A 22651-nucleotide genomic window follows, 5' to 3' on the forward strand; every position below is an offset into this window, starting at 1 on the left:
GGGCGGACCCGCCCGCGCCTTCGAAGCTGTTCGAGAAGGAGTGCCCATGTCCCTGCATCGTCGAATCACGCCGCGCCGGCTCGTCGTCGCGGCCGGCGTCCTGGTGACACTCGGCGGCCTGGCGGCTGCCGGTGCGTCGTGGCGGTCCGAGGCTCGGAAACCGGCCTTCGATCCGCTGTTCGCCGCGGGGCCCGCGGCCCGCACCTGCGGCCCGGTGGTTTCGGGGCCGCCGGCGCTGCTGCGTTCGCTGGTGGCCGTCAGTACCACACCCTCCGCGCCGACCGCCACCGCGGCCAAGGTGCCGCTCTACCGCGACCTCGGCCGCCTGGGCTACAAGGTGCGCACCTCGGTGCCGCGCGCCCAGGCCTACTTCGACCAGGGCCTGCGCCTGGCCTTCGGCTTCAACCACGCGGAGGCGCAGCGCGCGTTCCAGGCCGCGCAGAAGCTCGACCCCGACTGCGCGATGTGCTTCTGGGGCGAGGCGCTGGTGCTGGGCCCCAACATCAACGTGCCGATGATGCCGGAGGCCAATGCGCCGGCCGTGGCGGCGCTCGCCAGGGCCAGCGCGCTGAAGGAGCGCGCCAGCGACCGCGAACGTGCGTTGATCGAGGCGCTGGAGACGCGCTACTCGCCCGATGCGTCGGCCGACCGGGCCGCGCTGGATGCGCGTTATGCCGACGCGATGGCGGCGATCGCCGCGCGCTTCCCGGCCGACGACACGATCCTCACGCTGGCCGCCGAAGCCGCGATGGACACCCAGCCCTGGGACTACTGGGAAGCCGGCGGCGCGAATCCGAAAGGCCGCGGCGCGGCGATGCTGGACCTGCTGGAGCGCGTGCTCAAGCGCAACCCGGTGCATCCGGGCGCGATCCACCTGTACATCCATGCCGTCGAGGCCTCGACGCAGCCGGAGAAGGCGCTGGCGCCCGCGCGCCGGCTCGAGGCGCTGTCGCCCGGCGCCGGCCACATGGTGCACATGCCGGCGCACATCTACTTCCGGCTCGGCATGTACAAGGAGTCGCTGCAATCGAACCAGCGGGCGGTGCGGGTCGACGAGCGCTATTTCAGGACCTCGCCGTCGGACCCGCTGTACAAGTCGGCCTACTACCCGCACAACCTGCACTTCGTGATGGTGTCGTCGCAGATGGGCGGCGACGCGCGCACCGCGCTTGACGCCGCCGCCAAGCTGGACGCGGCGATGCCGGTGGACGTGGTGAAGGCCTTCGCGATCATGCAGCCGATCAAGGCCGCGCCCTTCACCGCGCATGCGCAGTTCAGCGACGCGAAGACCGTGCTCGCGCTGCCGGCGCCGGACGAATCGCTGCTGCTGCCGCGGGCGATGTACTTCTACGCGCGTGCCGTCGCGCTGGCCGCGGCGAAGGACTTCGTGGGCGCCCAGCGCGAGATCGACGCGCTGGCGGGCTTGAGCAAGAACGCCGACTTCAAGCCCTTCGAGGCCTACGGCGTGCCGGCGCCGGCGATCCTGCAGACCGCGCTGCACGTGGCCCAGGCGCGGCTGGCCGACGCGCGCGGCGACCTCGATGCCGCGGCCCGCAGCTACGAGGCGGCGATCGCGGCGGAGGACTCGCTGAGCTACACCGAGCCGCCCTACTGGTACTTCCCGGTGCGCCAGTCGCTCGGCGCGCTGCGGCTGCGCCAGGGCCGGCTCGACGAGGCGCGCGATGTGCTGCGCGACGCGCTCGGCCGCGTGCGCAACAACGGCTGGGCGCTGGCGGCGCTGGTCGAGGTGGAGAAGCGCCGCGGCGATGCGGCCGCCGAGCGCGCCGCGCGCGCGGCCTATGCGCGCACGTGGTTCGGCGCCAAGGAGGGGCCGTCGCTGGCGCGGCTGTAGGCGGGGCTGGTCAGACGCTCCAGGGCGACGGCGCCTCGGCATCGATGCCGAAGCGCTCGATCGCCCGCGCGCAGGCCGCCGCATCGACGCGGCCCTGCGCCCGCAGCGCGCTCAGCGCGGCCAGCACGACCTGGCCGCGGTCGACCTCGAAGAAGCGGCGCAGCTCGGCGCGTGTGTCGCTGCGGCCGAAGCCGTCGGTGCCCAGCGCGGTGAAGGGTGCATCGACGTGCGCGCCGGCCAGCTGGGGCCAGGCGCGCACGTAGTCGCTGGCGGCGATCACCGGCTCGCTGCCGGCCAGGCAGCGCGCGAGGTGGCTGCTGCGCGGCGGCTCGGCCGGATGCAGCCGGTTCCAGCGCTCGACCTCGCGCGCCTCGCGGGCCAGTTCGCTGAAGCTGGTGGCGCTCCAGACCTCGGCCTGGACGCGCCATTCGGACGCCAGCAATTCGGCCGCGGCGATCACCTCGCGCAGGATCGTGCCGCTGCCGAGCAGCCGGACGCGCCCGACCGGCGCCGCGGCCGGCGCGTGCGTCGCGAAGCGGTACAGGCCGCGAACGATGTCGGTCTCGACCCCCGCCGGCAGCGACGGCTGCGGGTAATTCTCGTTCATCAGCGTGACGTAGTAGAAGACGTCCTCCTGCCGCTCCAGCATCGCGCGCATGCCGTGGTCGAGGATCACCGCCAGCTCGCCCGCGAAGCAGGGGTCGTAGGCGCGGCAGTTCGGCACCGTCGAGGCCTGCAGCAGGCTGGCGCCGTCCTGGTGCTGCAGCCCTTCGCCGCCCAGGGTGGTGCGGCCCGCGGTGGCGCCGAGCAGGAAGCCGCGCGAACGCTGGTCGGCCGCGGCCCAGATCAGATCGCCGACGCGCTGGAAGCCGAACATCGAGTAGTAGATGTAGAACGGCAGCATCGCCAGGCCATGCACCGAATGGCTGGTGGCCGCGGCGGTCCAGCTGCTGATCGCGCCGGCCTCGCTGATGCCTTCCTCGAGGATCTGGCCGTCGATCGCCTCGCGGTAGCTCAGCACCGAGCCGATGTCCTCGGGCTCGTAGGCCTGGCCATTGAACGAGTAGATGCCGATCTGCTTGAACAGGTTGGCCATGCCGAAGGTGCGTGCCTCGTCGGCGACGATGGGCACGATGCGCGGGCCGAGCGCGGGGTCCTTCAGCAGGCCGCCGAGCAGGCGCACGAAGGCCATCGTCGTGCTCATCTCCTTGCCGTCGGCGGCGGTCGCGAACTCGGCGTAGCGCGCCAGCGGCGGCACCGGCAGCGGCGCGGCGTCCGAGCGGCGGGCCGGCACGAAGCCGCCCAGCGCGGCGCGGCGCGCGTGCAGGTAGCGCATCTCGGGGCTGTGTTCGGCGGGCTTGAAGAACTCGAGGCTCGCTGCCTGCTCGTCGCTCAGCGGCAGCGCGAAGCGGTTGCGGAAGGCGATCAGGTCGTCGCGCTCGAGCTTCTTCTGCTGGTGCGTCGTCATGCGGCCCTGGCCGGCATGGCCCATGCCGTAGCCCTTCTTGGTCTGCGCCAGGATCACCGTCGGCCGGCCGGTGGTGTGCAGCGCGGCGTGGTACGCGGCGTGGATCTTCACCAGGTCGTGGCCGCCGCGCTTCAGTCGGTCGATCTGCTCGTCGGTCAGCCCCTGCGCCAGCGCGGCGAGTCCTGGGTCCTGACCGAAGAAGTGCTCGCGGTTGTAGCGGCCGTCCTTGGCGGCGAAGGTCTGGAACTGGCCGTCGACGGTCTTCGCGAAGGCCCGCGCCAGCGCGCCTTCGGTGTCGCGGGCGAAGAGGCCGTCCCAGTCCGAGCCCCAGACCAGCTTGATCACGCGCCAGCCGGCGCCGGCGAACAGCGCTTCCAGCTCGTCGACGATGCGGCCGTTGCCGCGCACCGGGCCGTCCAGCCGCTGCAGGTTGCAGTTGACGACCCACACCAGGTTGTCGAGCTTCTCGCGCGCGGCCAGCGTCAGCGCGCTCATGCTCTCGGGCTCGTCCATCTCGCCGTCGCCGAACACGCCCCACACGGTGCGGGACGAGGTGTCCAGCAGCCCGCGGTGCTTCAGGTAGCGCATGAAGCGCGCCTGGTAGATCGAGCTGATCGGGCCCAGCCCCATCGAGCCGGTCGGGAACTGCCAGAAGTCGGGCATCAGCCAGGGATGCGGATAACTCGACAGCCCGCGCGCGCCGGAGCGCTTCGCCGCGATCTCCTGCCGATAGTGCGCCAGGTCGTGCTCGCCGAGCCGGCCCTCGAGGAAGGCCCGCGCGTAGACGCCCGGCGCCGAATGCGGCTGGTAGAAGACGAGGTCGCTGTCGCGCGCCGGGCCGCCGCGGAAGAAGTGGTTGAAGCCGACCTCGAACAGGTCGGCCGCGCTGGCATAACTCGCAATGTGACCGCCCAGTTCGCCGTAGGCCTGGTTCGCGCGCACCACCATCGCCAGCGCGTTCCAGCGCATCAGCGACGCGAGCCGCTCCTCGATGGCGAGGTCGCCGGGAAACGGCGGCTGGCGCTCGGCGGCGATGGTATTGAGGTAGGGCGTGCCGGGCGCCGGCTGCCAGCCGATCCTCGGATGCCGCCCTTCGGCGGCCAGCAGGTCGAGGATCTCGCGCACGCGCCCGGGGCCGGCGGACGCCAGCAGCGAGGCGAGCGCGTCGCGCCACTCGGCGCTTTCCTGGGGGTCGCTGTCGTTGCGGTGGTCGCTGTCGTGGTCGGTCATCGTGCCGGGGTGTCGCTTCATCGGGAAGTCGTTCATGGCCGGGTCTCCTCAGCCGAGGGTCGGCGGGCTGCCGCCATCCCCCTGCGGCCGCACCCAGCGCGCCAGCGTGCCGAGCATCTCGTCGACCCGGATCGGCTTGGTGATGTGGTCGTTCATGCCCGCCGCGATGGCCTGCTCGCGCTGGCTGACCAGCGCATGCGCGGTCATCGCGATCACCGGCAGGGCGATCAGCGACGGCCGCTGGCGCAGCGCCTGCGTGGTGGCGTAACCGTCCAGGACAGGCATCTCGCAATCCATCAGCACGGCGTCGAAGCGGTCCTGCGCCAGCATGTCGAGCGCCTGCTGGCCGTCGCCGGCGACGCTGACCAGCACGCCGGCGCGGCGCAGGAGCTCGACCGCCAGCTCCTGGTTGATCTCGTTGTCCTCGACCAGCAGGACGCGCGCGCCCTTCAGCGCGGGATGGTCCTGCTGCCAGCCGGGCGCGGCCTGCGCGTGGGCCGCGGCGGCTGGCGGCGCCGTCGCGGCCGGGCGGAGCGCGCCGTCGACCGCCTCGTCGAGCGCCCACGGGGTGAGCGGCTTGCCCAGCAGCGCGCTCACGTGCACGTCGAGCGCGGCCAGCTGCGTGCGCGCATCGTCGGCCGGCATGGCGGCCATCATCAGCACCAGCGGGGCCGGATGCCGCCATGGGTGAGCGGCCAACGCTCGCGCGCATTGCGGCCCGTCCATGCCGGGCAGGGTCCAGTCGAGCAGCACCAGCTGGTAGGGCTCGTCGGCCGCATCGGCCCCGGTGGCGCGGCGACAGGCCGTCTGCCCGTCGGCGGTGGTGTCGGTGTCCATGCCCAGTGCGCTGCACATGTCGGCAATCGTCTTGCGGGCGCAGGCGTTGTCGTCGACGACCAGCGCGCGCACGCCCTGGGTGGGCGCCCGGCGCACCGCGGCCGCCACGGGCGCGGCCGCGGGCGGCAGCGCGAACTCGAGCGTGAAGCGGAAGCGGCTGCCGACGCCGCTCATGCTGTCCAGCTGCAGCTCCCCGCCCATCAGCTGCACCAGCTGGCGGCTGATGGCCAGGCCCAGGCCGGTGCCGCCGTAGCGGCGGCTGGTGGAGACATCGGCCTGCGAGAACGGCTGGAACAGGCGCCGCTGTTCTTCGTCGTTCATGCCGATGCCGGTGTCGCGCACCTCGAACTGCAGCCGCGCCGTGGCGCCGCGCGCCTGCACTTCCTGGATCTCCAGCACCACCTCGCCCTGCGGCGTGAACTTGATGGCGTTGTGGCACAGGTTCATCAGCACCTGGCGCAGGCGGCCGGGGTCGCCGACCAGGCTCGCCGGCAGGCCCGGCGGCACCGCGAGCACCAGTTCCAGACCCGCCCGCTCGGCCTGCGGGGCGAGCAGGTCGACGACGCCATCGAGCGCCTGCTGCAGGCTGAACGGCGTGAGCTCCAGCGCCAGCTTGCCGGCCTCGATCTTCGAGAAGTCGAGGATGTCGTTGATGATGCCCAGCAGGGATTCGGCCGCGGCGTGGGCCTTGGCGACGTAGTTGCGCTGCCGCGGCGCGAGCTCCGAGTCCAGGGCCAGCGCCGACATGCCCAGGATGGCGTTCATCGGCGTGCGGATCTCGTGGCTCATGTTGGCGAGGAAGGCGCTCTTGGCCCGGTTGGCGGCATCGGCGGCATCGCGGGCCGATCGCAGTTCCGCGGTGCGCTGCTCGACGATGGCCTCCAGTTCGTCCTTGTGCCGCCGCAGCGATTCTTCGGCGTGCTTGCGATCGGTGAGGTCGTGCGCCACGGCGACGAAGCCCTTGAGGGCGCCGGGCTCGCCGTGCATCGCGCTGACCGACAGGTGCACCGGCACGCGCGTGCCGTCGGGCCGCACGAAGGTCCAGTCGCGCTCCTCTGCGCCGTCGCGGCGCGGCAGCGCGGTCAGCGCGTCGAAGGAGGCGGCCACCGGTTCGCCCAGCTGCGTCGAGAGTTCGCGGGCGCGGTCGGCGAGCTCGGTGGCGTCGATCCAGTCGGCCGCCGCCGGCGCGCCGATGACGTCCGCTGCCGCGCGACCCAGCAGGCGCTCGGCGGCCGGGTTGAAGCTGGTGATCACCCCCGTCGGCGAGGTGGAGACGATGCCGGAGCCGACGTTGTCGAGGATGGTGCGTTGCATGATCGTCAGCCGGCGCAGCTCGGCCTCCCGGTCCTGGATCGTGGCCATCATCGCGTTGATGGCCTGGGCCAGCCGGGCCAGCTCGTCGGCGCCGGCGACCGGAACGCGTTGCCCGTCGTCGGGCGCGGTGCGCACGCGATCGACCGCCTGCGCCAGCGTGGCGACCGGACCGGTGATCGTGCGCTGCAGGATCAGCAGCAGCCCGAGCGCCACCACGACCAGCAGCACGACGGTGCCGGCGGCATACACCAGCAGCGTGTCGCGCGTGCGGCGCTGCAGTTCCGACAGGTCCATCGTCAGCAGCAGGCGGGCACCGTCGTTCAACGGGTGCGACAGGCGCGCGGTGCCGCGCGCGATCGCGAGCGCCGCGCCGGCGTCGGTGCCGTCGGTGGCCGCCGGCGGCAGCGCCTGCGGCGAGGCCCCTGCGGCATAACGCGCCAGCAGCCGCCCATCGGCGAGCACGATGCTCGCCTCGAGCACCTGCGGATCGCGGCGCAGCGACTGCAGGATCTCCTGGGCCCGCGTGACGTCCGCGAAGGCGACGGCGGCCTCGGCGCCGACCGACACCAGCCGCGCATACGGCTGCGCCATGGCCTGCACGCGGTCCTCGAGCGTCCAGCGCTCGTAGAGCAGCAATGCACCGCCGGCCGCCGCGAAGGCCAGGATGGCCGATGCCACCAGGGCCAGCACCAGCAGGCTGCGGACCGATCGTGCCGGTGCCAGCTTCAGCGCCATCGCCGCAGCGTCCCGTTCTCGACCACGTCGCGCGACACCTCCAGCATCTTGGTCGGGATCGTCAGCGAGGCGGCCCGCGCCTGGTCGAGGTTGATGCTCATCTCCAGGCGCTCGCCCGGGCGCAGGCGGATGATGCCGCCTTCGTTCAGGAATTCGGGCGCGTCGCCCACCGTCAGCACCGGTTGCCGCTTCAGCTCGGCCAGCGCCGCGCTGCGGGTGGCCGCGTTGCGGTAGCCGATGTAGGCGATCTGGCACGTGGGCAGCTGCTGTGCCGCCACCCCGCGGATCACCGCGAACGACCGGCCCTGCTCGGTGCGCGACTGCAGGGTCTTCTCGAGCGTGTCGTCCAGGTGCTCGGCGCCCAGCACGCAGACCCGCCAGGGCGCGCGCTCGCTGGCGAACGCGGCGCTCGGCCAGGTGACGTACCGCGCGAAGTTGCGCAGGAAGGCGGACTCCAGGCTGGCCAGCGTGGCGGCGCCGGTGTCCTGGGCCCGGCCGGGCGGCGCGACGAGCGCGAGGCCGCCCAGCAGCAGACCCGCGGCGAGCCACGCGCGGACCGACGCCGGGGCGAATCTCACAGGTCGACCCTGAGCGACAGCAGCCATTCGCGCGGGCGGGCGCGGGTGGACTGGGACGGCCGGTAGCGCGCCGCGCCGAGGTTGCGGCCGCTGAGATCGACGGTGAGTCGGCGTCCGCCGGAGAGCCACCACGAACAGCCCGCCATCGCATTGAGCAGCGTGTAGCTCTGGCGCGAGGACGCCGGGCCGTCGGGCAGCAGGGTCTGATCGCGCACGATGTTCGCGCCCCCGGCGACGAACAGGCCGCCGGCGTCGCGGCCGGCGACGTCGTAGCGCGTCCACAGGTTGGCCACGTGCGGCGCGCTCATCTGCAGGCGGGCGCCGTGCAGCAGCAGCGCATTCTTGTAGTTCACCCGGCCCGCCGGGTCCAGCGTGGCCGGGTCCTGCGCGAGCACCGCGGCATCGTTGCCGCTGAACTCCGTGATGCGGGCATCGGTGTAGGCGTAGGAGGCGTAGACCTGCCAGTTCGGCGATACCGTGAAGGTGGTGTCCAGCTCCACGCCGCGCGAGCGCTGTTCACCGCTCTGCACGCTGGTGATGACCACCGCCCCGTTCGCGGCGGTCTGCGCCACGTCGTTGACGATGCCGGTGTTGCGCAGGTCGAAGAGGCCGAGCGTGCCGGAGATGCGCCCGTCCAGCAGCTCGGCCTTGAAGCCGGCGTCCCAGCCGCGGCCCCGGCTCGGCGCGGCCGGCGCCGACGTGCCGTCCGGCCGCGCGAGCACCTGGGTGCCCGGAACGAAGGACTCGGCGTAGGAGCCATACACGGACAGCCCGCGGTTGATCCGGTACAGCACACCGTACTGGGGCGTCGTGCGGCGTGCCTCGATGCGGTCGTGGCGCTGCGCCAGCCGGTCTTCCAGGTCGTTGCGTGTCGAGGTCACGCGCCAGCCGGCCAGCAGCAGCAGCCGGTCGTCGAGGAAGCCGAAGGTGCTGCCGGCATGCACGGAGCGGTCGCTGCCGCGGGTGCTGCGGTCGGCGGCATTGGCGGTCAGCGCCGACAGCGGGATGTGCACCGTCCGGTTCCAGGTCGACGGGTTCGCCAGGTCCCACAGGGGCAGCGGTGAACCGATGGGGTTGCTGCCGAGCGCCGGATCGTTGGGCGCCTGGCCCGCGCGGTTGTCGAAGCGGCGTCGCACGTGCTGCGCGCCGACCAGCAGCCGCAGGCTCATGCCATCCAGCTGATAACGGCCGACTGCATCGGCCGCCAGGGTCTCGCCGTGGTTGATGTAGGTCTGCCGCCGCAGGCGCCGGCCCTGCAGCAGCGTCGTGTTGTCCGACATCCCGAGGTTGCCCGAGGCGAGCGCGTCGATGGTGTAGCGCTGGCGTGCATGGCTCAGCCGCAGGTTCCAGTGGCGCGACGCCTCGACGTCCACCCAGGCGCTGATGGCCTCGGTGTCGCTGCGGCGGAAGTCGATGTCGGACATGCTGTTCCAGTCGTCCGGCAGCCCGGGCACCTCGACACCCTGGCGGTTGGGGTCGGTGGCCGTCGGCACGAGGCCGGCCTGGCGCCCGTAGCCGGGCTTCTGCATGACCTGCGGCGACTCGAGCTTGTGGAAGCGCTCGTATTTCAGCGCGACGCTGACGCCGGAGCTGGGCTGCCACAGCAGCGAGGGCGCGATGTTGCGCGAGTGCGCGTCGTAGGGCTTCCAGTAGTGCAGGTCCTGCTCGTGCGAACCGGTCAGGCGCAGCGACAGGCTGTCGCTCACCGGGCCGGTGACGTCGGCCAGCACGCGGTAGCGGCCATGGGAGCCGTAGCCGGCCTCGCCGCTGGCGCCGAAGCGGCGCTGCGGCGACTTGCTGATGACGTTGACGATGCCCCCGGGCGCCACCTGACCGTAGAGGAAGGAGGACGGGCCCTTCACCACCTCGACGCGGGCGACGTTGCTCAGGTCGAGGATGGACGGGCCGCCGAAGCCATCGCGCAGCACCTGGGTGGCGCCGGGGGTCGAGCTGACGGCGAAGCCGCGGATCGCGAGGTTGGCGTTGCCCTCGTTGAAGTCGTTGCTGCGGTAGGTCACGCCGGGGGCATAACGCGCGACATCGAAGAGCGCGATCGGCTTCTGGTCCTCGATGAAGGTTCCGGTGAAGGCCTGGATGGCGAACGGCAGCTCGCGGATCGGCGCATCGAAGCGCGAGCCCGAGACGGCATTGGAGGCGCGGTAGCCGCGGTCGAGGTGCGCGGCCACGTCGAACGGCGACAGGCGGACGGTCACCAGCTCGGTGATGTCCATGTCCGCGACGGGCGCGGTCTGCGCGCGCGCGCCATCGGCGGCCAGCGCGGCGAGTGCGAGGCCCGCCGCGGCGAAGGCCGCGCCACGCCTGGCGTTTCGATCGGCTCCGGTTCCCATGCCCGTCCCCAACAGCGCTTCTCGGGCGACTTTAACCGGCGGCCTGGGCGGGGAGGTGTGGGACGTCAAACGGGTGATCGTCTCGTCGCCGGCGCCGTCGATCCGTTCGCGCCGCCGTCGGCCGGCGTTCCGCGCGCGCTTGCCCGCCATCAAGTTCACTGTCCGGCCGGGTGCCGATACTGCGGGCACGACGAATGACGATCTCCCGACGACACCTCATCGGCGGTGGCCTGCGTTTCACCCTGGGCTGCGGCCTGGGCCGGGCTGCCGCCGCAGCGAGCGTCCCTGCCGCCGCGCCGCCCTGGATGCAGGCCGGCCGGCCGACGGCGCTGGCCGCGCAGGCCGTGCTGCTGCTGTCGCGAGCGGCCGAGCACGGGCTGGTGCCCGCGGACTACGGCGCCGACGTGCTGGCCGCGGCGGTGCGCAACGCCGCGCTGCAGCCGCTCGACGAGCCGGCCGCGGCGGCGCTGGCCGATCGCCTCGACGCGTCGTTGATGCGTTACCTGCTGCACCTGCACCAGGGCCGGATCGATCCGCGCCAGGTGCACCACGACTTTGACGCGACGCGCCGGCCGCCGTTCGACCCGGCGCAGGCGCTGCGGCAGGCGATGGCTGCAGGCAGCCTCGACGCCGCGGTGGCCGCCGCGGTGCCGGCCTTGCCGCAGTACGCGCAGTTGCGCGCCATGCTCGGCCGGTATCGGGCCCTGGTGGCCGATCCGGCATGGCGGACCCCCATGCCCGCGCTGGCGGCCCGAACGACACCGGTGTCGCGCGGCGCGAGCCCTGCGGAGGCGCTCGCCGCGCTGCCGGCGCCCGCGCGCGCGGTGCTGGTCCAACGCCTTCGGGCGCTGGGTGACCTGCCGCCCGAGCCGCCCGCCCCGATCGGTCCGCCGGAGGACGAGGTGCTCGTCGCGGCGCTGCGCGCCTTCCAGGCCCGGCACGGCCTCGCCGAGGACGGCGTGCTCGGCCCGGCGACGCGGCGGCAGCTCGAGGTGCCGCCGGCGCAGCGGGTGCGGCAGATCGAGCTGTCGCTGGAACGCCTGCGCTGGACGCCGCTGCTGCAGGCGCCGCGCATGGTCGTCGTCAACATCCCGGAGTTCCGCCTGCGGGCCTACGAGGTGCAGGACGGGCGCATCGTGCTGCGGCACGAGATGCGGGTGGTCGTGGGGCGCGCGATGCGCCACGAGACACCGGTGTTCGACGAGCCGATGCGGCAGGTCGAGTTCGGTCCCGCCTGGAACGTGCCGCTGTCGATCGCCCGCGCCGAGCTGGTGCCGCGGCTGCGTGCCGACCCGGGTTACCTGGATCGCGAAGGCTTCGAGTTCGTCGGGCCGGGTGGCGTGGTCGAGCGCGTGCCCACGCCCGAGCGGCTGGCCGCGGTGGCCGCGGGCAGCTGGCGCTTGCGCCAGCGCCCGGGGCCGCGCAATGCGCTCGGCGCCATCAAGTTCGTATTCCCGAACCGGGACGCCATCTACCTGCACCACACGCCGGCCACCGGCCTCTTCGCCCGCGAGCGGCGCGATTTCAGCCACGGCTGCATCCGCGTGGAGGACCCGGTGGCGCTCGCCGCCTTCGTGCTGCACGGCCTGCCCGGCTGGGATGCCGCGGCCATCCGCGACGCGATGGCGAGCGAGACGTCGCGCACGGTGGTACTCGCGCAGCCGCTGCCGGTGCTCATCGCCTACGGAACCGCGCTGGTGAAACAGGGTCGCATGCACTTCTTCGACGACGTGTATGGTCATGACCGCAGGCTGGACGCCGCGCTGCAGCGGGCCTCGACCGCCGAGGCCGGACCCTGATCACCGCACCGCCGCCCGATCCCGCTGCACGCTGCCCGCTCCTCGCTCCACCTTCCCGCGCCGACCATCGTGACCTCTCCCCTCGATCCCGCCCGCCGACGCTTCATGCACCGCACCACGGTGGCCGGCGCTGCCGCGCTGGCCGGCCTGGGCGCTGCCGGCGCCACCCGTGCGGCAGTGCCCGCCCCGGCCGGCGCGCGCACGCTCGACTTCGTGCACACCCACACCGGCGAACGCATCAGCCTGGTCTTCGCCGTCGGCGCCGATCTGCTGCCCGATGCGCTGTCCGCGCTGAACCGGTTCCTGCGCGACCACTACACCGGCGAGGTCGGCCGCATCGACCCGCGGCTGTTCGACATGCTGCACCGCGTGCGCGGCCTCGTCGGCTCGGCCGCGCCCTTCGAAGTGATCTCCGGCTACCGCTGCGCCGCCACCAACGAGCGGCTGCGCCAATCGGGCGGCGGCGGCGTGGCGCGCCGCAGCCTGCACATGGACGGCCGCGCGATCGACGTGCGCCTGCGCGGCGTCAAGCTGGCCGACCTGCGCGATGCGGCGCTCGAGCTGCGCGGCGGCGGCGTGGGCTACTACCCGCGCGACGCGTTCGTGCACATGGATACCGGCCCCTTGCGCGCTTGGTGACCAGTCGAAAGCGTGGCGCCGGGGCGGCGTCATCGCAGCGTAGAGTCGCGGGTCCCATGTCGCCGCACGTGCACGAACGCCCTGGCCCCGTCGACGCGCCCGCCGGCTGCCAGATGCCCGGCCTCGGCGCAGTGGCCTCGACGCTGCTGATCCCGCTGGCCGCGCGCGCCGGCGGCGACGCGCTGTTTCCCGAGGTGGCGGCCGGCGACCGCCACGCGGCGCGCCTGATGCAGGCCCTGGGCGCCGAGGTGCAGCCCTTCCTGGCCGACCGGCCGACGCTGTACGGCGTGCTCGCCCGCACCCGCGCTTTCCGCGCCCAGGCCGAGGCCTTCCTCGACGCGCACCCGCGTGCTTTGGGCGTCAGCCTGGGTTGCGGCCTGGCGCACTACTTCCAGTGGCTGGACCGCGGCCGCAACCGCTGGATCGACGCCGACCTGCCCGAGGTGATCGCGCTGCGCGAGACGCTGCTGCCGAGCCAGCCGCGGCGCCGCAACTGCGGCATCGACCTCGCCCGGCCGGGTTGGTGGCGGGCGCTCGGGCTGCCCGAGCGGGCGAAACATGCCGCGCCGCTGCTGCTGGTCTGCGAAGGCGTGCTGATGTACCTGTCGCCGGCGCAAGTGCAGGCGCTGATGGACGAGGTCGGCGAGCATGCGCCGCCGGGGTCGCTGCTGCTGTTCGACTTCATCTGCGCGATGGCCGTCGGCCATGCGCAGTGGCATCCCAGCGTGCGCCGCACCGGCGCGCAGTTCCGCTGGGGCGTGCGGCGCAGCGACGAGCTGGCCGCGCTGCACCCGCGGCTGGTGTTCGAGGCCGAACACCGCGTGATGCAGGGCTACGGCTGGCCGTACACGACGCTGGACCCCTTCTTCCGCTGGTGCTTCGGCGTGCCGCTGTACGGCATCGCGCGGCTGCGCGTGGGGCCTTGACGCGCCGGCGCGCCGCGTCCTTCCGGCGTCAGCGCGGCGCCTGCGGCAGGCGCTCGAGCACCGCCAGGTAGGTCTGCACCTCGCCGGCCAGCGCGTGGCCGGGGTAGCGGGCGAGCACCCCGCGCAGCAGCTTCGCGGCCTTGTCGTGCTGGCGCGCGTGTTCGCTCATCAGCTGCGCACCGAGGAAGTACACCGCCGGCAGGTCCGCGTGGTCCGGGAAGCGCTTGTCGAAGCCCTGCAGCAGCTTCACGGCCAGCGCGTGTTCGCCCTGCTTGATCGCCGCCTTGGCCAGCGGCAGCAGCGCGCGGCCCTCGGCCACGACGAAGCCGGCGTCCAGCTGCTGCAGCGAGCGCAGGGCCGCCAGCGCGGCCTTGCCGCGGTCGGCCAGCGCCAGCGCGGCGACCCACTGCTGGCCATGCGCGAGCGTTGCGGCGTGGTCGCCCGATTGCACGTGGATCGCATGCAGCCGGTCGTTCAGCTCGGGGTCGAGCTTCGCGTAGCGCATCTCGTCCTTCACCTCGGCGATCGCTTCCGCGAAACGTCCTTCGGCCAGCAGCGGCTGCAGCTTGCGCTCGAGCTTGTCCTGCGGGCCGGCGGCCTCGCGCAGCGCGGCATGCGTGGAGCCCGTGCGCGCGATGCGCTCGGCGCCACCGGCCCGGCGGTGGGTGTCGAAGTCGACCTCGACGTCGAGCCGCAGCTCCTGGTGGAACTGGTACAGCGCGTAGCCGAGCAGCGCGCACAGCACCAGGCCGAGGTAGGTGGCCAGGCCCAGCTCGACCGGCAGCCGCAGCACCGTCGGCCAGCCGGCACCGACCGTCAGCACGAGGTGCCGGGCGCCGGCGATCAGCAGGAAGAAGGCCCACAGCACGAAGTAGGCGCCGCGCATCGTGCCGGCGTAGTGCAGCACGTTCAGCGGGTTCAGCGAGCGGAAGAAGGCGTCGTCGAGCGCGATGACGATGGTGGCGGCCGGCAGCATCAGGCTCAGCAGCAGCATCACCAGCCAGTACCAGGCCGGCAGCAGCCGGAACCAGGCCGGCTCGAAGGCCTCCGGGCGGTAGGCCTCGAGCAGCTCGGCGCGACGGGTGGCCGCCTCGGCGGCGTTCGCGGCGCCGGTTGCCGGATCGGCGGCGGCGGCGACGCCGGTTGCCGTGTCGGCGGTCGCGACGCCGGCGGGTTCGTCGTCGGTGTCGTTGTCGGCATCAGCGCCGGCGGCGGCCGGGGCGGCGGGTGCGACGGGCTCGACAGCGGCCTTCGCGGCACTGGGCGACGGCAGCGTGAGGTCGCGGTCGCGCGCGGCCGTGGCGAGGATCTGCGACTGCACGGCCGGGTCGCGCGCGATGCGCGAATCGACCAGCCGGTCGCCCAGCAGGCCGCCGACCAGGATGAACAGCAGGATGACGAGGCCCAGCTTGGCCGGGCGCTTCTCGGGCCCCCACAGCGTGTGGTCGGGCGATTCGCCTTCGAAGCGGCCCCTGGCGAAGAGCTCCAGCACGTTGAAGCCGTAGCGCAGCCCGAGGTACACGAGCAGGCCCTTGAACAGCAGGCCGAAGCTGCCGAGCACCAGCCCGGCGAGCGCGCTGGCGAGCACCAGGCAGGCCATGAAGACCAGCGGGCCGATGCGGAACGGGAACGTGAAGAAGAACGGCAGCTTGTGCCAGAACGGCGTGATGTGCGCCTGCTCGACGCGAACCTCGAGCTTGTCGTCGTGCATCCCTGGCCTCCCTTCCGTCGATGCGGCGGCGATTGTGCCCGGCGCGCGGCCGGACAATGGCGGCCATGCTGCAGGTCTTACCGCCGCCGCCGGACATGGCCCACTGGATCGACGGCGCCGTCATCGTTCGGCTGGCTTCGGCGGCCGGGTCGCACTTCCCCGCCATTCCCCACGGCATGCTCTCACTGCGGCTCGCGCAGGTCGCCGATCGGTTCCCCGCGCGCCGGGTGCTCTGTCCGCCGATCACGTTCCACACGCTGAGCACCGTGCCCGTGTTCCATCCGCATGCCGGGGAATTTGCGGCGCTGGGACTGCTGGTGCGGCCGTCGGCGGCGGCGTGCCTGCTGGGCCATGCGACCGGCGCCGTCGCCGACCAGGTGCTCGGCTGGGACACTGTTGCTGGCGCGCACGAGGCGTTGCGGGTCGAGGAGGCGGTGGATCGCTCGCGCACGGACATCGAATGCCTGCGGGCGCTCGCGGCCAGCTTCCGCCGCACGATGGCGATCGTGTCGCGAGGCCGGGAAGCGGGCCATGCGCGGCTGTGCGATGCGGTGGGTCGGCATGGCGCGCAGGCCGGCTGGCACCTGGGCCTGGGGCATCGGCAGCTGGAACGGCACTGCAGGGAGATCCTCGGCGTGACGCCGAAGCAGTTCCAACGCCTGACGCGATTCCACGGGGCGCTGTCGACGGCCCTGACCGCGCGGCCCGCGCGGATGGTGGACGTTGCACTGGAAGCGGGGTACTACGACCAATCGCATTTCGCCAGCGAAACCCGCCATCTGGCCGGCGCGCCGATGGGCGCCCTGCTGTCCGCCGCGCTGCCCGATTCGCCGTGGTGGCCGCTGGCCGCCCGCCGCTTGCTCGGAGGCTGAGCGTCCTTGGAGCGTGCCCGGGCAGGGCCCGCGTGAGCTGCGCAGCGCTGCCGCGGGTCGTCGTCAACCGGACGCGGACGGCTCGGCGGTGCGCCACCACAAATAGGCTGGCAGCGCGAACGAAAGCCCCACGAGGAACGTCGCCGGAATGGCCCACCAGCGCCAGCGCCCGGCCTGCCGGTCTCCGGCGACACCGACGCTGAATCCGCCGGCGGCGAGGTAGACGTCCAGCGTGATGGCCGTGGTGAGCGGATTGGCGAATGCACTGCCGAAGAAGGCCCCCGGCAGCACGCTTCCCCCGGCCGCGAAGTACTGCAGGTTGTAGCTCCAGGGCACCAGCAGGCCGAGAAGAGCGAGGACGAGCAGCAGGACCCGGGATGCGCGGTTCGAAGTCATGGCCGAAGGCTAGCGGGCCGGTACGCCGCCGGATAGGAAAAACGCGTCGTTCGCTCGGCCGCGCGCGCCGCCGCCGCGCGTGGCCCGCGGGCCGTCAGCGCACCTGCACGCGCTGCAGCAGCTCGAGGTAGGTGCGCATCTCGCCGGCCAGCGCGTGGCCGGAATAGCGCTTGAGCAGGCGCTTCAGCAGCTTGGTGGCCTGCTCGTGGCGGCGGCCGTATTCGCTCATCAGCTGCGCGCCGAGGAAGTAGACGCCGGGCAGGTCCGGGTGCTCGGGGAAGCGCTTGTCGAAGCCCTGCAGCAGCTGCACCGCGAGCGCCTGCTCACCGTGCTGCACGGCGGCCTTGGCCAGCGGCAGCAGCGCATCGGCGTCCTGCAGCTCGAAGCGGGCATCGATCTTCTGCAGCGTCTTCAGCGCCGCCAGCGCGGCGCGGCCGCGGCCGTCGAGCGCCTGGGCGGCGACCCACTGCGGGCCGTGCGCCAGCACCGACACGGTGTCGCCGACCTCGGTGTACAGCGCATGCAGCTGGTCGTTCAGCTCGGGATCGTGCGGCGACGAGCGCAGCGCGTCCTTCAGCGCGGCGATCGCCTCGCCGTAGCGGCAGTCGTCGAGCAGTGCGTTCAGCCGGTCCCAGAAGGCTTCGGGCGCGGCGACGGTGGCCGGCGCCTCGGCCGCCTCGGGCGCGCCGCGGCGGCGCAGCAGCGACGGCAGCTTGCGCCACAGCGGCACGCTCTGTCGGGACGTCCTGCGCATCTCCAGCGGCTTGTTACGCAAAGCCCTCTCCTCGGGTCGAACGCGGGATTGTCCACGCGCCGCGAGGGCGGTCCGTGCCCCCCGAATGCGGGGGATCAGGTGGCGCGCACGGGCGCCGCGCGGCGCAGCGCCAGCGCGCCGCTGGCCAGCACGACGCCGGCCACCGCGGCGGCGACGGCCAGTGCGTCCAGGGGCCCCAGCGGATCGTCCAGCCACCACCAGCCGCCGACGGCCGAGACCACCGGTACCAGCGCGCCGAAGGCCGAGGCGCCGGCGGCACCGAGCCGCTCGACCGTGGCCGAGAAGGTCCACAGGCCCAGCACGCCGGCGACCACGCCCTGCGACAGCGCGTGCCAGGCCAGCGTGCCGGCGTCCAGCGTGAACAGCTGCTGCGGCCAGGCCCCCTCCACCGCCAGCACCAGCGGCACGAGCAGCGCGAGCGACCAGGTGTTGACCAGCGCCGCGCCCTGCCACGCGTTCAGGCCGGAGCGGCGAAAGGCCAGCGTGTAGCCGGCCCACAGCAGCGCGGCGAGCAGCAGCAGGACATCGCCCTGCCACACCGTCGACGCGGAGCCGCCCGCGCCGGCCTCGGCCAGCGAGCGTCCGCCGAGCAGCACGACGCCCGCGGCCATCAGCGCCAGCCCGGCCCCGCGCGCGGCATCGATGCGCTCGCGCCACAACAGCCAGCCGAGCGCGCTGGCGAACAGCGGCGTCGCGCCGGCCATCAGCACGCCCATGTGCGCGGCCGGCGCGAGCCGGGTGCCGCTCATCGCGATCAGCCCGAACGGCAGCCCCGCGCCCAGCAGCAGGAAGAGCGCGTGGCGGGGTGCCAGCGTCGGCGGCTTCAGCCCGCAGCGCCACGTGACCGGCGCCAGCAGCAGCGCGGGAATGCCGTAGCGCAGCCAGGCCAATTCGGCGGGCGGCAGCGAGGTGGTCACCGCATGGCGGGTGGCGACCTGCCACAGCCCGCCGATCAGCGCGGCGGCGAGGCCGAACAGCAGCCCGGCGGTCAGGCGGCGGCGGTCGTGGTCTCGGGGCGCATCGGGCGAGCTCATCGCGCCGAGTCTGCGGCGCCGGCGCCAGCGCGCGCTGTCGAAATCGTGCGCAATGCGCTCGGCGTCGTGCCGGTCGCGCGGCGGAACGCGGCGCTGAAATGGCTGTGGCTCGCGAAGCCGAGGTCCAGCGCCAGTTGCGTCAGGTCGGATGCGCCCTGCGCCAGGCGCTGCAGCGCCAGCGTGATGCGCAGGCGCGTGCGGTGGCCGTGCACGGTGCTGCCGGTGTGACGCCGGAACTGGCGCGCCAGGTGGTAGGGCGAGGCGTGCACCGCCCGTGCGATCTCGGCCAGCGTGTCGCCGCGCGCCGGGTCGGCGGCCAGCAGCTCGCGCGTGCGCTCGACCGCGCGCGGCGCGGCGCCGGCATCGTCCACCCGCTGCGCGAGCACGTCCTGCAGCAGCGCCAGCAGCGCCTCTTCCAGGGCCAGCGGCTCGATCAGGCCGTCGTGCAGCGCGCGCTGCCAGCGCCGCAGCGCAAGGTGTTGCTGCAGGGACACCGCGCGCCGGCCGGCGTGCGACGGTTCGTCGCCGTGCAGGCACAGCAGGTGGCCGCGCACGCCGGCGCCCGGCTGCCGCATGCGGTAGGGGCGCGACGGCGTCAGCCACAGCGCGCTGGTGCCGTCGCAGAGAAAGCGCCGGCCGCCGGCCCCGTGGCCGCTGACTTCGGGCGTCAGCTCGCACTCCAGCCGGTCCTGCTGCAGCAGCAGCAGCCGTGCGCCGGCGGGCCGGTAGCCGTCGCTCCATTGCGGCTGCGGCGCGAGCAGCCGCACCTGCTGCCAGCTGATCAGCGGCGTCGCGAACAGGGTGTCGCGGTCATAGGGCACGCTCAGACCCGCTCGAAGTCCAGGTGGCCGAGCTCGGCGGAGACCTGCAGCAGGCGCACGCGCAGCGCATCGCCCACGTCCGCGCCTTCGAGCCCGCGCACCAGCCGCCCTTCGACCATCGGCCTGGCGATGCGCACGAAGGTGCCCTTCGGCGAAGCGCCGGTGACGATGGCATCGAAGACCTCGCCGATGCGCGCATGCAGCAGCAGCGCGGCCGCGGCCTTCAGCACCTGGCGCTCGACCTTGTTGGCGTTGTCCTCCTGCAGCGTGCAGTGCCGCGCGATCAGCGCCAGCTGCCCGGCATCGTAGGGCGGCGGCTCGCCGGCGAGCGCGGCCTTCAGCAGGCGCTGGGTCACGAGGTCGGGGAAGCGGCGGTTCGGCGCGGTGGAGTGTGCATAGTCGGCGACCGCGAGGCCGAAATGGCCCGTGGCGCCGCCGTTGCCGTTGCCCTGCTCGGCCGCGTACTCGCCCGAGCCCAGCGACTTGATGACGGTCAGCGACAGGTCGTTGAAGCCCGCCGGATCGGCGGCGCGGCGCTCGGCGAGGAAGTGGTCCAGCGCCAGCGCGTCGGGTTGCGGCGGTAGCGTGACGCCATGCGAGGCGGCCAGCGCGACGATGCGGTCCCAGCGGCGCGGTGCCGACAGCATGCGGCGCAGCGACGGGAACTTCTGCTGCGCGAGGAAACGGGCGGTCGCGCTGTTGGCCGCGATCATCAGGTCGGCGATCAGGTCCATCGCGCGGTTCTTCTCGTCCGGCCGCAGGTCGACCAGCTGGCCGGCGTCGTCGAACACGGGCCGGGCCTGCGTGGTGCGCACGCTGAGGGCGCCGCGTCGCACGCGTTGCCGGCGCAGCCGGTCGGCCAGGCGTTCATGCAGCCGCAGTTGCGCCTCGAGCTCGGGCACGCGGGCGAGTGCCGCGGCAAGGCCGGGTGCCGCGTGCGCAGGATCGTCCATCCACGCGGCGACGTCGTTGTAGGTCAACCGGGCGTGGTTGTGCACCCGGGCCTGATAAAGCGTGCTGGCGGTCACCATGCCCTCGGCATCCAGCTGCATGTCGACCACCACCGCCAGCCGGTCCTGGCCCTCGTGCAGCGAGCTGAGGTCGGTCGACAGCGCCAGCGGCAGCATCGGGAAGACGCCGGCGGCGGTGTAGACCGACGTGGTGTTCGCCGCCGCATGGCTGTCGATGGCACCGGCGTGCACGACGAAGGCCTCGACGTCGGCCACCGCGACCAGCAGCCGCGCGCCGTCGCCGGGCAGCGGCTCGGCCCAGCTCAGCTGGTCGAGGTCGCGCGTATCGTCGTTGTCGATCGAGAACCAGGCCAGCGCGCGCAGATCGCGCAGCGCGCCGCGTTGCGCGCGCGGACCCTGCCTGCGCAGTGCCTCGGCCTCGGCGAGCGCCTGCGGCGCGAAGTGGTCGAGCAGGCCGCGCGCGCGCAGCGCATCGACGGCCAGGCGGTGCAGGTCGGCCTGTTGCATCGGCCGCATTGTGCGGCCGCTGGCCTCAGCGGGCGCGGATCACCCGCGCGTCGTCCGGACTGGCATACAGCGTCTCGACCTCCTGCGCCCGCCGTGCCAGCACCGCGCGCTGGTTGACGTAGCCCTTGTCGGTGATCTCGCCGGCATCGGCGCTGGGGGGCTCGGTGAGCAGCATCACGCGCGTCGGGCATTGCGAGGAACCGCCGCCTTCGGCGCGCAGGCGATCGAGCGCATCGCGGATCGCCGCGGCCACGACCTGCGGGTCGGCGGCCGCGGCTGCGGGGCTCGGGAAGACCAGTGCGCCGAGCTGGTCGCGGTCGTGCCCGGTCAGCACCACGTCCTGCGCATACGGCGCGAAGGCCGATACCAGCTTGACGCGCAAGGTGCCCACCGACACCCAGGTGCCGCTGCCGAGCTTGAAGTCCTCGGCGACGCGGCCGTTGAACATCACGCCGCGCTCGGGCCGCTCGGCATCGGCCAGGAAGCCGGCATCCCCGATGCGGTAGAAGCCTTCGTCGTCGAAGGCGGCGGCGGTGAGCTCGGGGGCGTCGCGGTAGCCGGGGAAGACCGACACGCCGCGCACGCGGATCTCGAGCTTTTCCCCGTTCGGCACGAGCTTCAGGTCCACGCCCGGCAGCGGTGCGCCGATGTTGCCGGCGCCTTCGAGCTTCCAGTGCGCGCTGGTGGCCGCCGGCGAGGTCTCGGTGGAGCCCCAGGAGGTCGTGAGCCAGAGCGGCGTGTCGCGCACTTTGGACGCTATCGATTCCAGCCGCTGCCAGCTGGCCGGCGGCAGCGCCGCGCCGGCGTAGAAGATCAGCTGCAGCCGCGACATCGCGTCGCGCGCCAGGTGATGGTCGGCCTCGAAGTGCGGCAGCAGCATGTCCAGCCCGCGCGGCACGTTGAAGTGCAGCGTCGGCTTCACCTCGCGCAGGTTCTTCACCGTCTTCTCGATCAGGCCGGGCGCGGGCCGGCCCTCGTCGATGTAGAGCGCGCCGCCGTGCGCGAGCACGAGGTTGAAGTTGTGGTTCGCGCCGAACGTGTGGCTCCAGGGCAGCCAGTCCAGCAGCACCGGCTTGGTGTGGCGCAGGAAGCGCCAGGTCTGGGCGATCATCTGCTGGTTGGCGCACAGCATGCGGTGGGTGTTGATCACCACCTTCGGATGGCCGGTCGAGCCCGAGGTCAGCAGGTACTTGGCGTGGTGATCGGGTTCGATCGCGCGGAAGGCGTTCATCACCGCCGCGGTCTCTTCGGCCTGCAGCAGCGTGCCGAAGTCCAGCGCACCGGGGGCGTCCGACGCGCCCCGGCTGTAGAGCACCGGGGCATCGACGTCGCTCGCCTCGATGGCCGCGCCGTACACCGCCTGGTCGGCGGCGTAGACCAGCCCCGGCTGCAGCGCCTTCAGGATGCCGCGCAGCTTCGTGTGGTCACGGGTCAGCCGCGAATAGGCGCTGGAGACGGTGCAGACCGGCCGGCCGACGTGCATCGCCGCCAGCAGCAGCAGCGCATGGTCGACGGCGTTGTCCGACAGCACGACGACCGGGCGGCCGGCCGGCAGGTCCAGGTCGAGCAGCGATTGCGCCAGCGCGCCGATCTGGCGACGCAGTTCGCCGTACGACAGCCGCCGCCAGTCGCCGGCGCGATCGCGCTCGGCCAGCGCCAGCGCGTCGGGCGTCTCGGCCGCCCAGCGTTCGACCCACTCGCCGATGCAGCGCGCATGTTCGCCCAGCGGTTCGGGGCTGCGCAGCAGCAGGCTGCCGTCGGGCCGGCGTTCGCACAGCGTGCGCGGCGGGGCGAGTTGTTCGGGGTCGTCGAAGAAGTCGGCCATCAAGCGCTCCCGC

At 73.1% G+C, this 22651-nt stretch carries 16 protein-coding genes; 5 read left to right on the plus strand and 11 right to left on the minus strand.

Going from position 1 to position 22651, the window contains the following annotated elements; translation table 11 throughout:
* Nucleotides 1-46 precede the first annotated feature (46 nt).
* Complete coding sequence (locus P1K89_RS25765; RefSeq protein WP_284619401.1) at nt 47-1852, plus strand: tetratricopeptide repeat protein; 1806 nt, start codon at nt 47-49, stop codon at nt 1850-1852.
* Nucleotides 1853-1862: 10 nt separating this feature from the next.
* Here P1K89_RS25765 and mdeB read toward each other — a convergent pair whose 3' ends face one another.
* From mdeB to P1K89_RS25785, 4 genes are read right to left on the minus strand one after another with little or no spacing between them, the layout of a single operon-like run.
* Nucleotides 1863-4550: an alpha-ketoglutarate dehydrogenase gene (mdeB, locus tag P1K89_RS25770; RefSeq protein WP_439898035.1), complete on the minus strand. Its 2688-nt coding sequence runs from the start codon at nt 4548-4550 to the stop codon at nt 1863-1865.
* A gap of 48 nt (nt 4551-4598) precedes the next feature.
* Nucleotides 4599-7436, minus strand: a complete 2838-nt coding sequence (locus tag P1K89_RS25775; RefSeq protein ID WP_284619402.1) for a response regulator — start codon at nt 7434-7436, stop codon at nt 4599-4601.
* Nucleotides 7427-8014 (minus strand): YfiR family protein, encoded by a 588-nt coding sequence (locus P1K89_RS25780; RefSeq protein ID WP_284619403.1) that lies wholly within the window; start codon nt 8012-8014, stop codon nt 7427-7429. Before P1K89_RS25780 ends, P1K89_RS25775 begins: the two co-directional genes overlap by 10 nt.
* On the minus strand, nt 8011-10362 hold the full coding sequence (locus P1K89_RS25785) for a TonB-dependent siderophore receptor (protein ID WP_284619404.1): 2352 nt from the start codon (nt 10360-10362) through the stop codon (nt 8011-8013). The genes P1K89_RS25780 and P1K89_RS25785 overlap by 4 nt, the downstream gene beginning before the upstream one ends.
* A 194-nt stretch (nt 10363-10556) precedes the next feature.
* Here P1K89_RS25785 and P1K89_RS25790 point away from each other — a divergent pair, with 194 nt between their 5' ends.
* From P1K89_RS25790 to P1K89_RS25800, 3 genes are all read left to right on the plus strand, one after another.
* On the plus strand, nt 10557-12161 hold the full coding sequence (locus P1K89_RS25790) for a L,D-transpeptidase family protein (protein ID WP_284619405.1): 1605 nt from the start codon (nt 10557-10559) through the stop codon (nt 12159-12161).
* Between the two features lie 69 nt (nt 12162-12230).
* Complete coding sequence (locus tag P1K89_RS25795) at nt 12231-12800, plus strand: YcbK family protein (RefSeq protein ID WP_284619406.1); 570 nt, start codon at nt 12231-12233, stop codon at nt 12798-12800.
* A gap of 56 nt (nt 12801-12856) precedes the next feature.
* The gene (locus tag P1K89_RS25800; RefSeq protein ID WP_284619407.1) at nt 12857-13726 is read left to right on the plus strand and encodes a class I SAM-dependent methyltransferase; all 870 of its coding nucleotides are present in this window, start codon (nt 12857-12859) and stop codon (nt 13724-13726) included.
* Between the two features lie 28 nt (nt 13727-13754).
* Here P1K89_RS25800 and P1K89_RS25805 read toward each other — a convergent pair whose 3' ends face one another.
* Nucleotides 13755-15437, minus strand: coding sequence for a tetratricopeptide repeat protein (locus P1K89_RS25805; protein WP_284619408.1), 1683 nt, complete (start codon nt 15435-15437; stop codon nt 13755-13757).
* 65 nt (nt 15438-15502) lie between these two features.
* On the opposite strand from P1K89_RS25805, the gene P1K89_RS25810 reads away from it, so the two are divergent.
* On the plus strand, nt 15503-16309 hold the full coding sequence (locus tag P1K89_RS25810) for an AraC family transcriptional regulator (protein WP_284619409.1): 807 nt from the start codon (nt 15503-15505) through the stop codon (nt 16307-16309).
* Between the two features lie 63 nt (nt 16310-16372).
* Here the strand turns inward: P1K89_RS25810 and P1K89_RS25815 are convergent, their stop codons facing one another.
* The 6 genes from P1K89_RS25815 to P1K89_RS25840 form a co-directional block, all read right to left on the minus strand.
* On the minus strand, nt 16373-16705 hold the full coding sequence (locus tag P1K89_RS25815) for a DUF2834 domain-containing protein (RefSeq protein ID WP_284619410.1): 333 nt from the start codon (nt 16703-16705) through the stop codon (nt 16373-16375).
* Between the two features lie 94 nt (nt 16706-16799).
* The gene (locus tag P1K89_RS25820) at nt 16800-17480 is read right to left on the minus strand and encodes a tetratricopeptide repeat protein (RefSeq protein ID WP_284619411.1); all 681 of its coding nucleotides are present in this window, start codon (nt 17478-17480) and stop codon (nt 16800-16802) included.
* 74 nt (nt 17481-17554) lie between these two features.
* Complete coding sequence (locus P1K89_RS25825) at nt 17555-18514, minus strand: DMT family transporter (protein ID WP_284619412.1); 960 nt, start codon at nt 18512-18514, stop codon at nt 17555-17557.
* Nucleotides 18511-19335, minus strand: coding sequence for a helix-turn-helix domain-containing protein (locus tag P1K89_RS25830; protein WP_284619413.1), 825 nt, complete (start codon nt 19333-19335; stop codon nt 18511-18513). The genes P1K89_RS25825 and P1K89_RS25830 overlap by 4 nt, the downstream gene beginning before the upstream one ends.
* Before the next feature lie 2 nt (nt 19336-19337).
* A complete protein-coding gene (locus P1K89_RS25835) occupies nt 19338-20813 on the minus strand; it encodes an RNB domain-containing ribonuclease (protein ID WP_284619414.1) in 1476 nt (491 codons plus the stop codon).
* A gap of 25 nt (nt 20814-20838) precedes the next feature.
* A complete protein-coding gene (locus P1K89_RS25840) occupies nt 20839-22638 on the minus strand; it encodes a feruloyl-CoA synthase (RefSeq protein ID WP_284619415.1) in 1800 nt (599 codons plus the stop codon).
* Nucleotides 22639-22651 lie beyond the last annotated feature (13 nt).

It is taken from the genome of Aquabacterium humicola (genome assembly GCF_030167915.1).
Lineage (GTDB): Bacteria > Pseudomonadota > Gammaproteobacteria > Burkholderiales > Burkholderiaceae_C > Pseudaquabacterium > Pseudaquabacterium humicola.

Bases quoted from the DNA above. Each gene is read 5' to 3' on its own strand.
- P1K89_RS25815 (WP_284619410.1), bottom strand. From the start codon at position 16,705: ATGACTTCGAACCGCGCATCCCGGGTCCTGCTGCTCGTCCTCGCTCTT.
- mdeB (WP_439898035.1), bottom strand. From the start codon at position 4,550: ATGACCGACCACGACAGCGACCACCGCAACGACAGCGACCCCCAGGAA.
- P1K89_RS25835 (WP_284619414.1), bottom strand. From the start codon at position 20,813: ATGCAACAGGCCGACCTGCACCGCCTGGCCGTCGATGCGCTGCGCGCG.
- P1K89_RS25805 (WP_284619408.1), bottom strand. From the start codon at position 15,437: ATGCACGACGACAAGCTCGAGGTTCGCGTCGAGCAGGCGCACATCACG.
- P1K89_RS25840 (WP_284619415.1), bottom strand. From the start codon at position 22,638: ATGGCCGACTTCTTCGACGACCCCGAACAACTCGCCCCGCCGCGCACG.
- P1K89_RS25790 (WP_284619405.1), top strand. From the start codon at position 10,557: ATGACGATCTCCCGACGACACCTCATCGGCGGTGGCCTGCGTTTCACC.
- P1K89_RS25825 (WP_284619412.1), bottom strand. From the start codon at position 18,514: ATGAGCTCGCCCGATGCGCCCCGAGACCACGACCGCCGCCGCCTGACC.
- P1K89_RS25765 (WP_284619401.1), top strand. From the start codon at position 47: ATGTCCCTGCATCGTCGAATCACGCCGCGCCGGCTCGTCGTCGCGGCC.
- P1K89_RS25775 (WP_284619402.1), bottom strand. From the start codon at position 7,436: ATGGCGCTGAAGCTGGCACCGGCACGATCGGTCCGCAGCCTGCTGGTG.
- P1K89_RS25785 (WP_284619404.1), bottom strand. From the start codon at position 10,362: ATGGGAACCGGAGCCGATCGAAACGCCAGGCGTGGCGCGGCCTTCGCC.
- P1K89_RS25800 (WP_284619407.1), top strand. From the start codon at position 12,857: ATGTCGCCGCACGTGCACGAACGCCCTGGCCCCGTCGACGCGCCCGCC.
- P1K89_RS25810 (WP_284619409.1), top strand. From the start codon at position 15,503: ATGCTGCAGGTCTTACCGCCGCCGCCGGACATGGCCCACTGGATCGAC.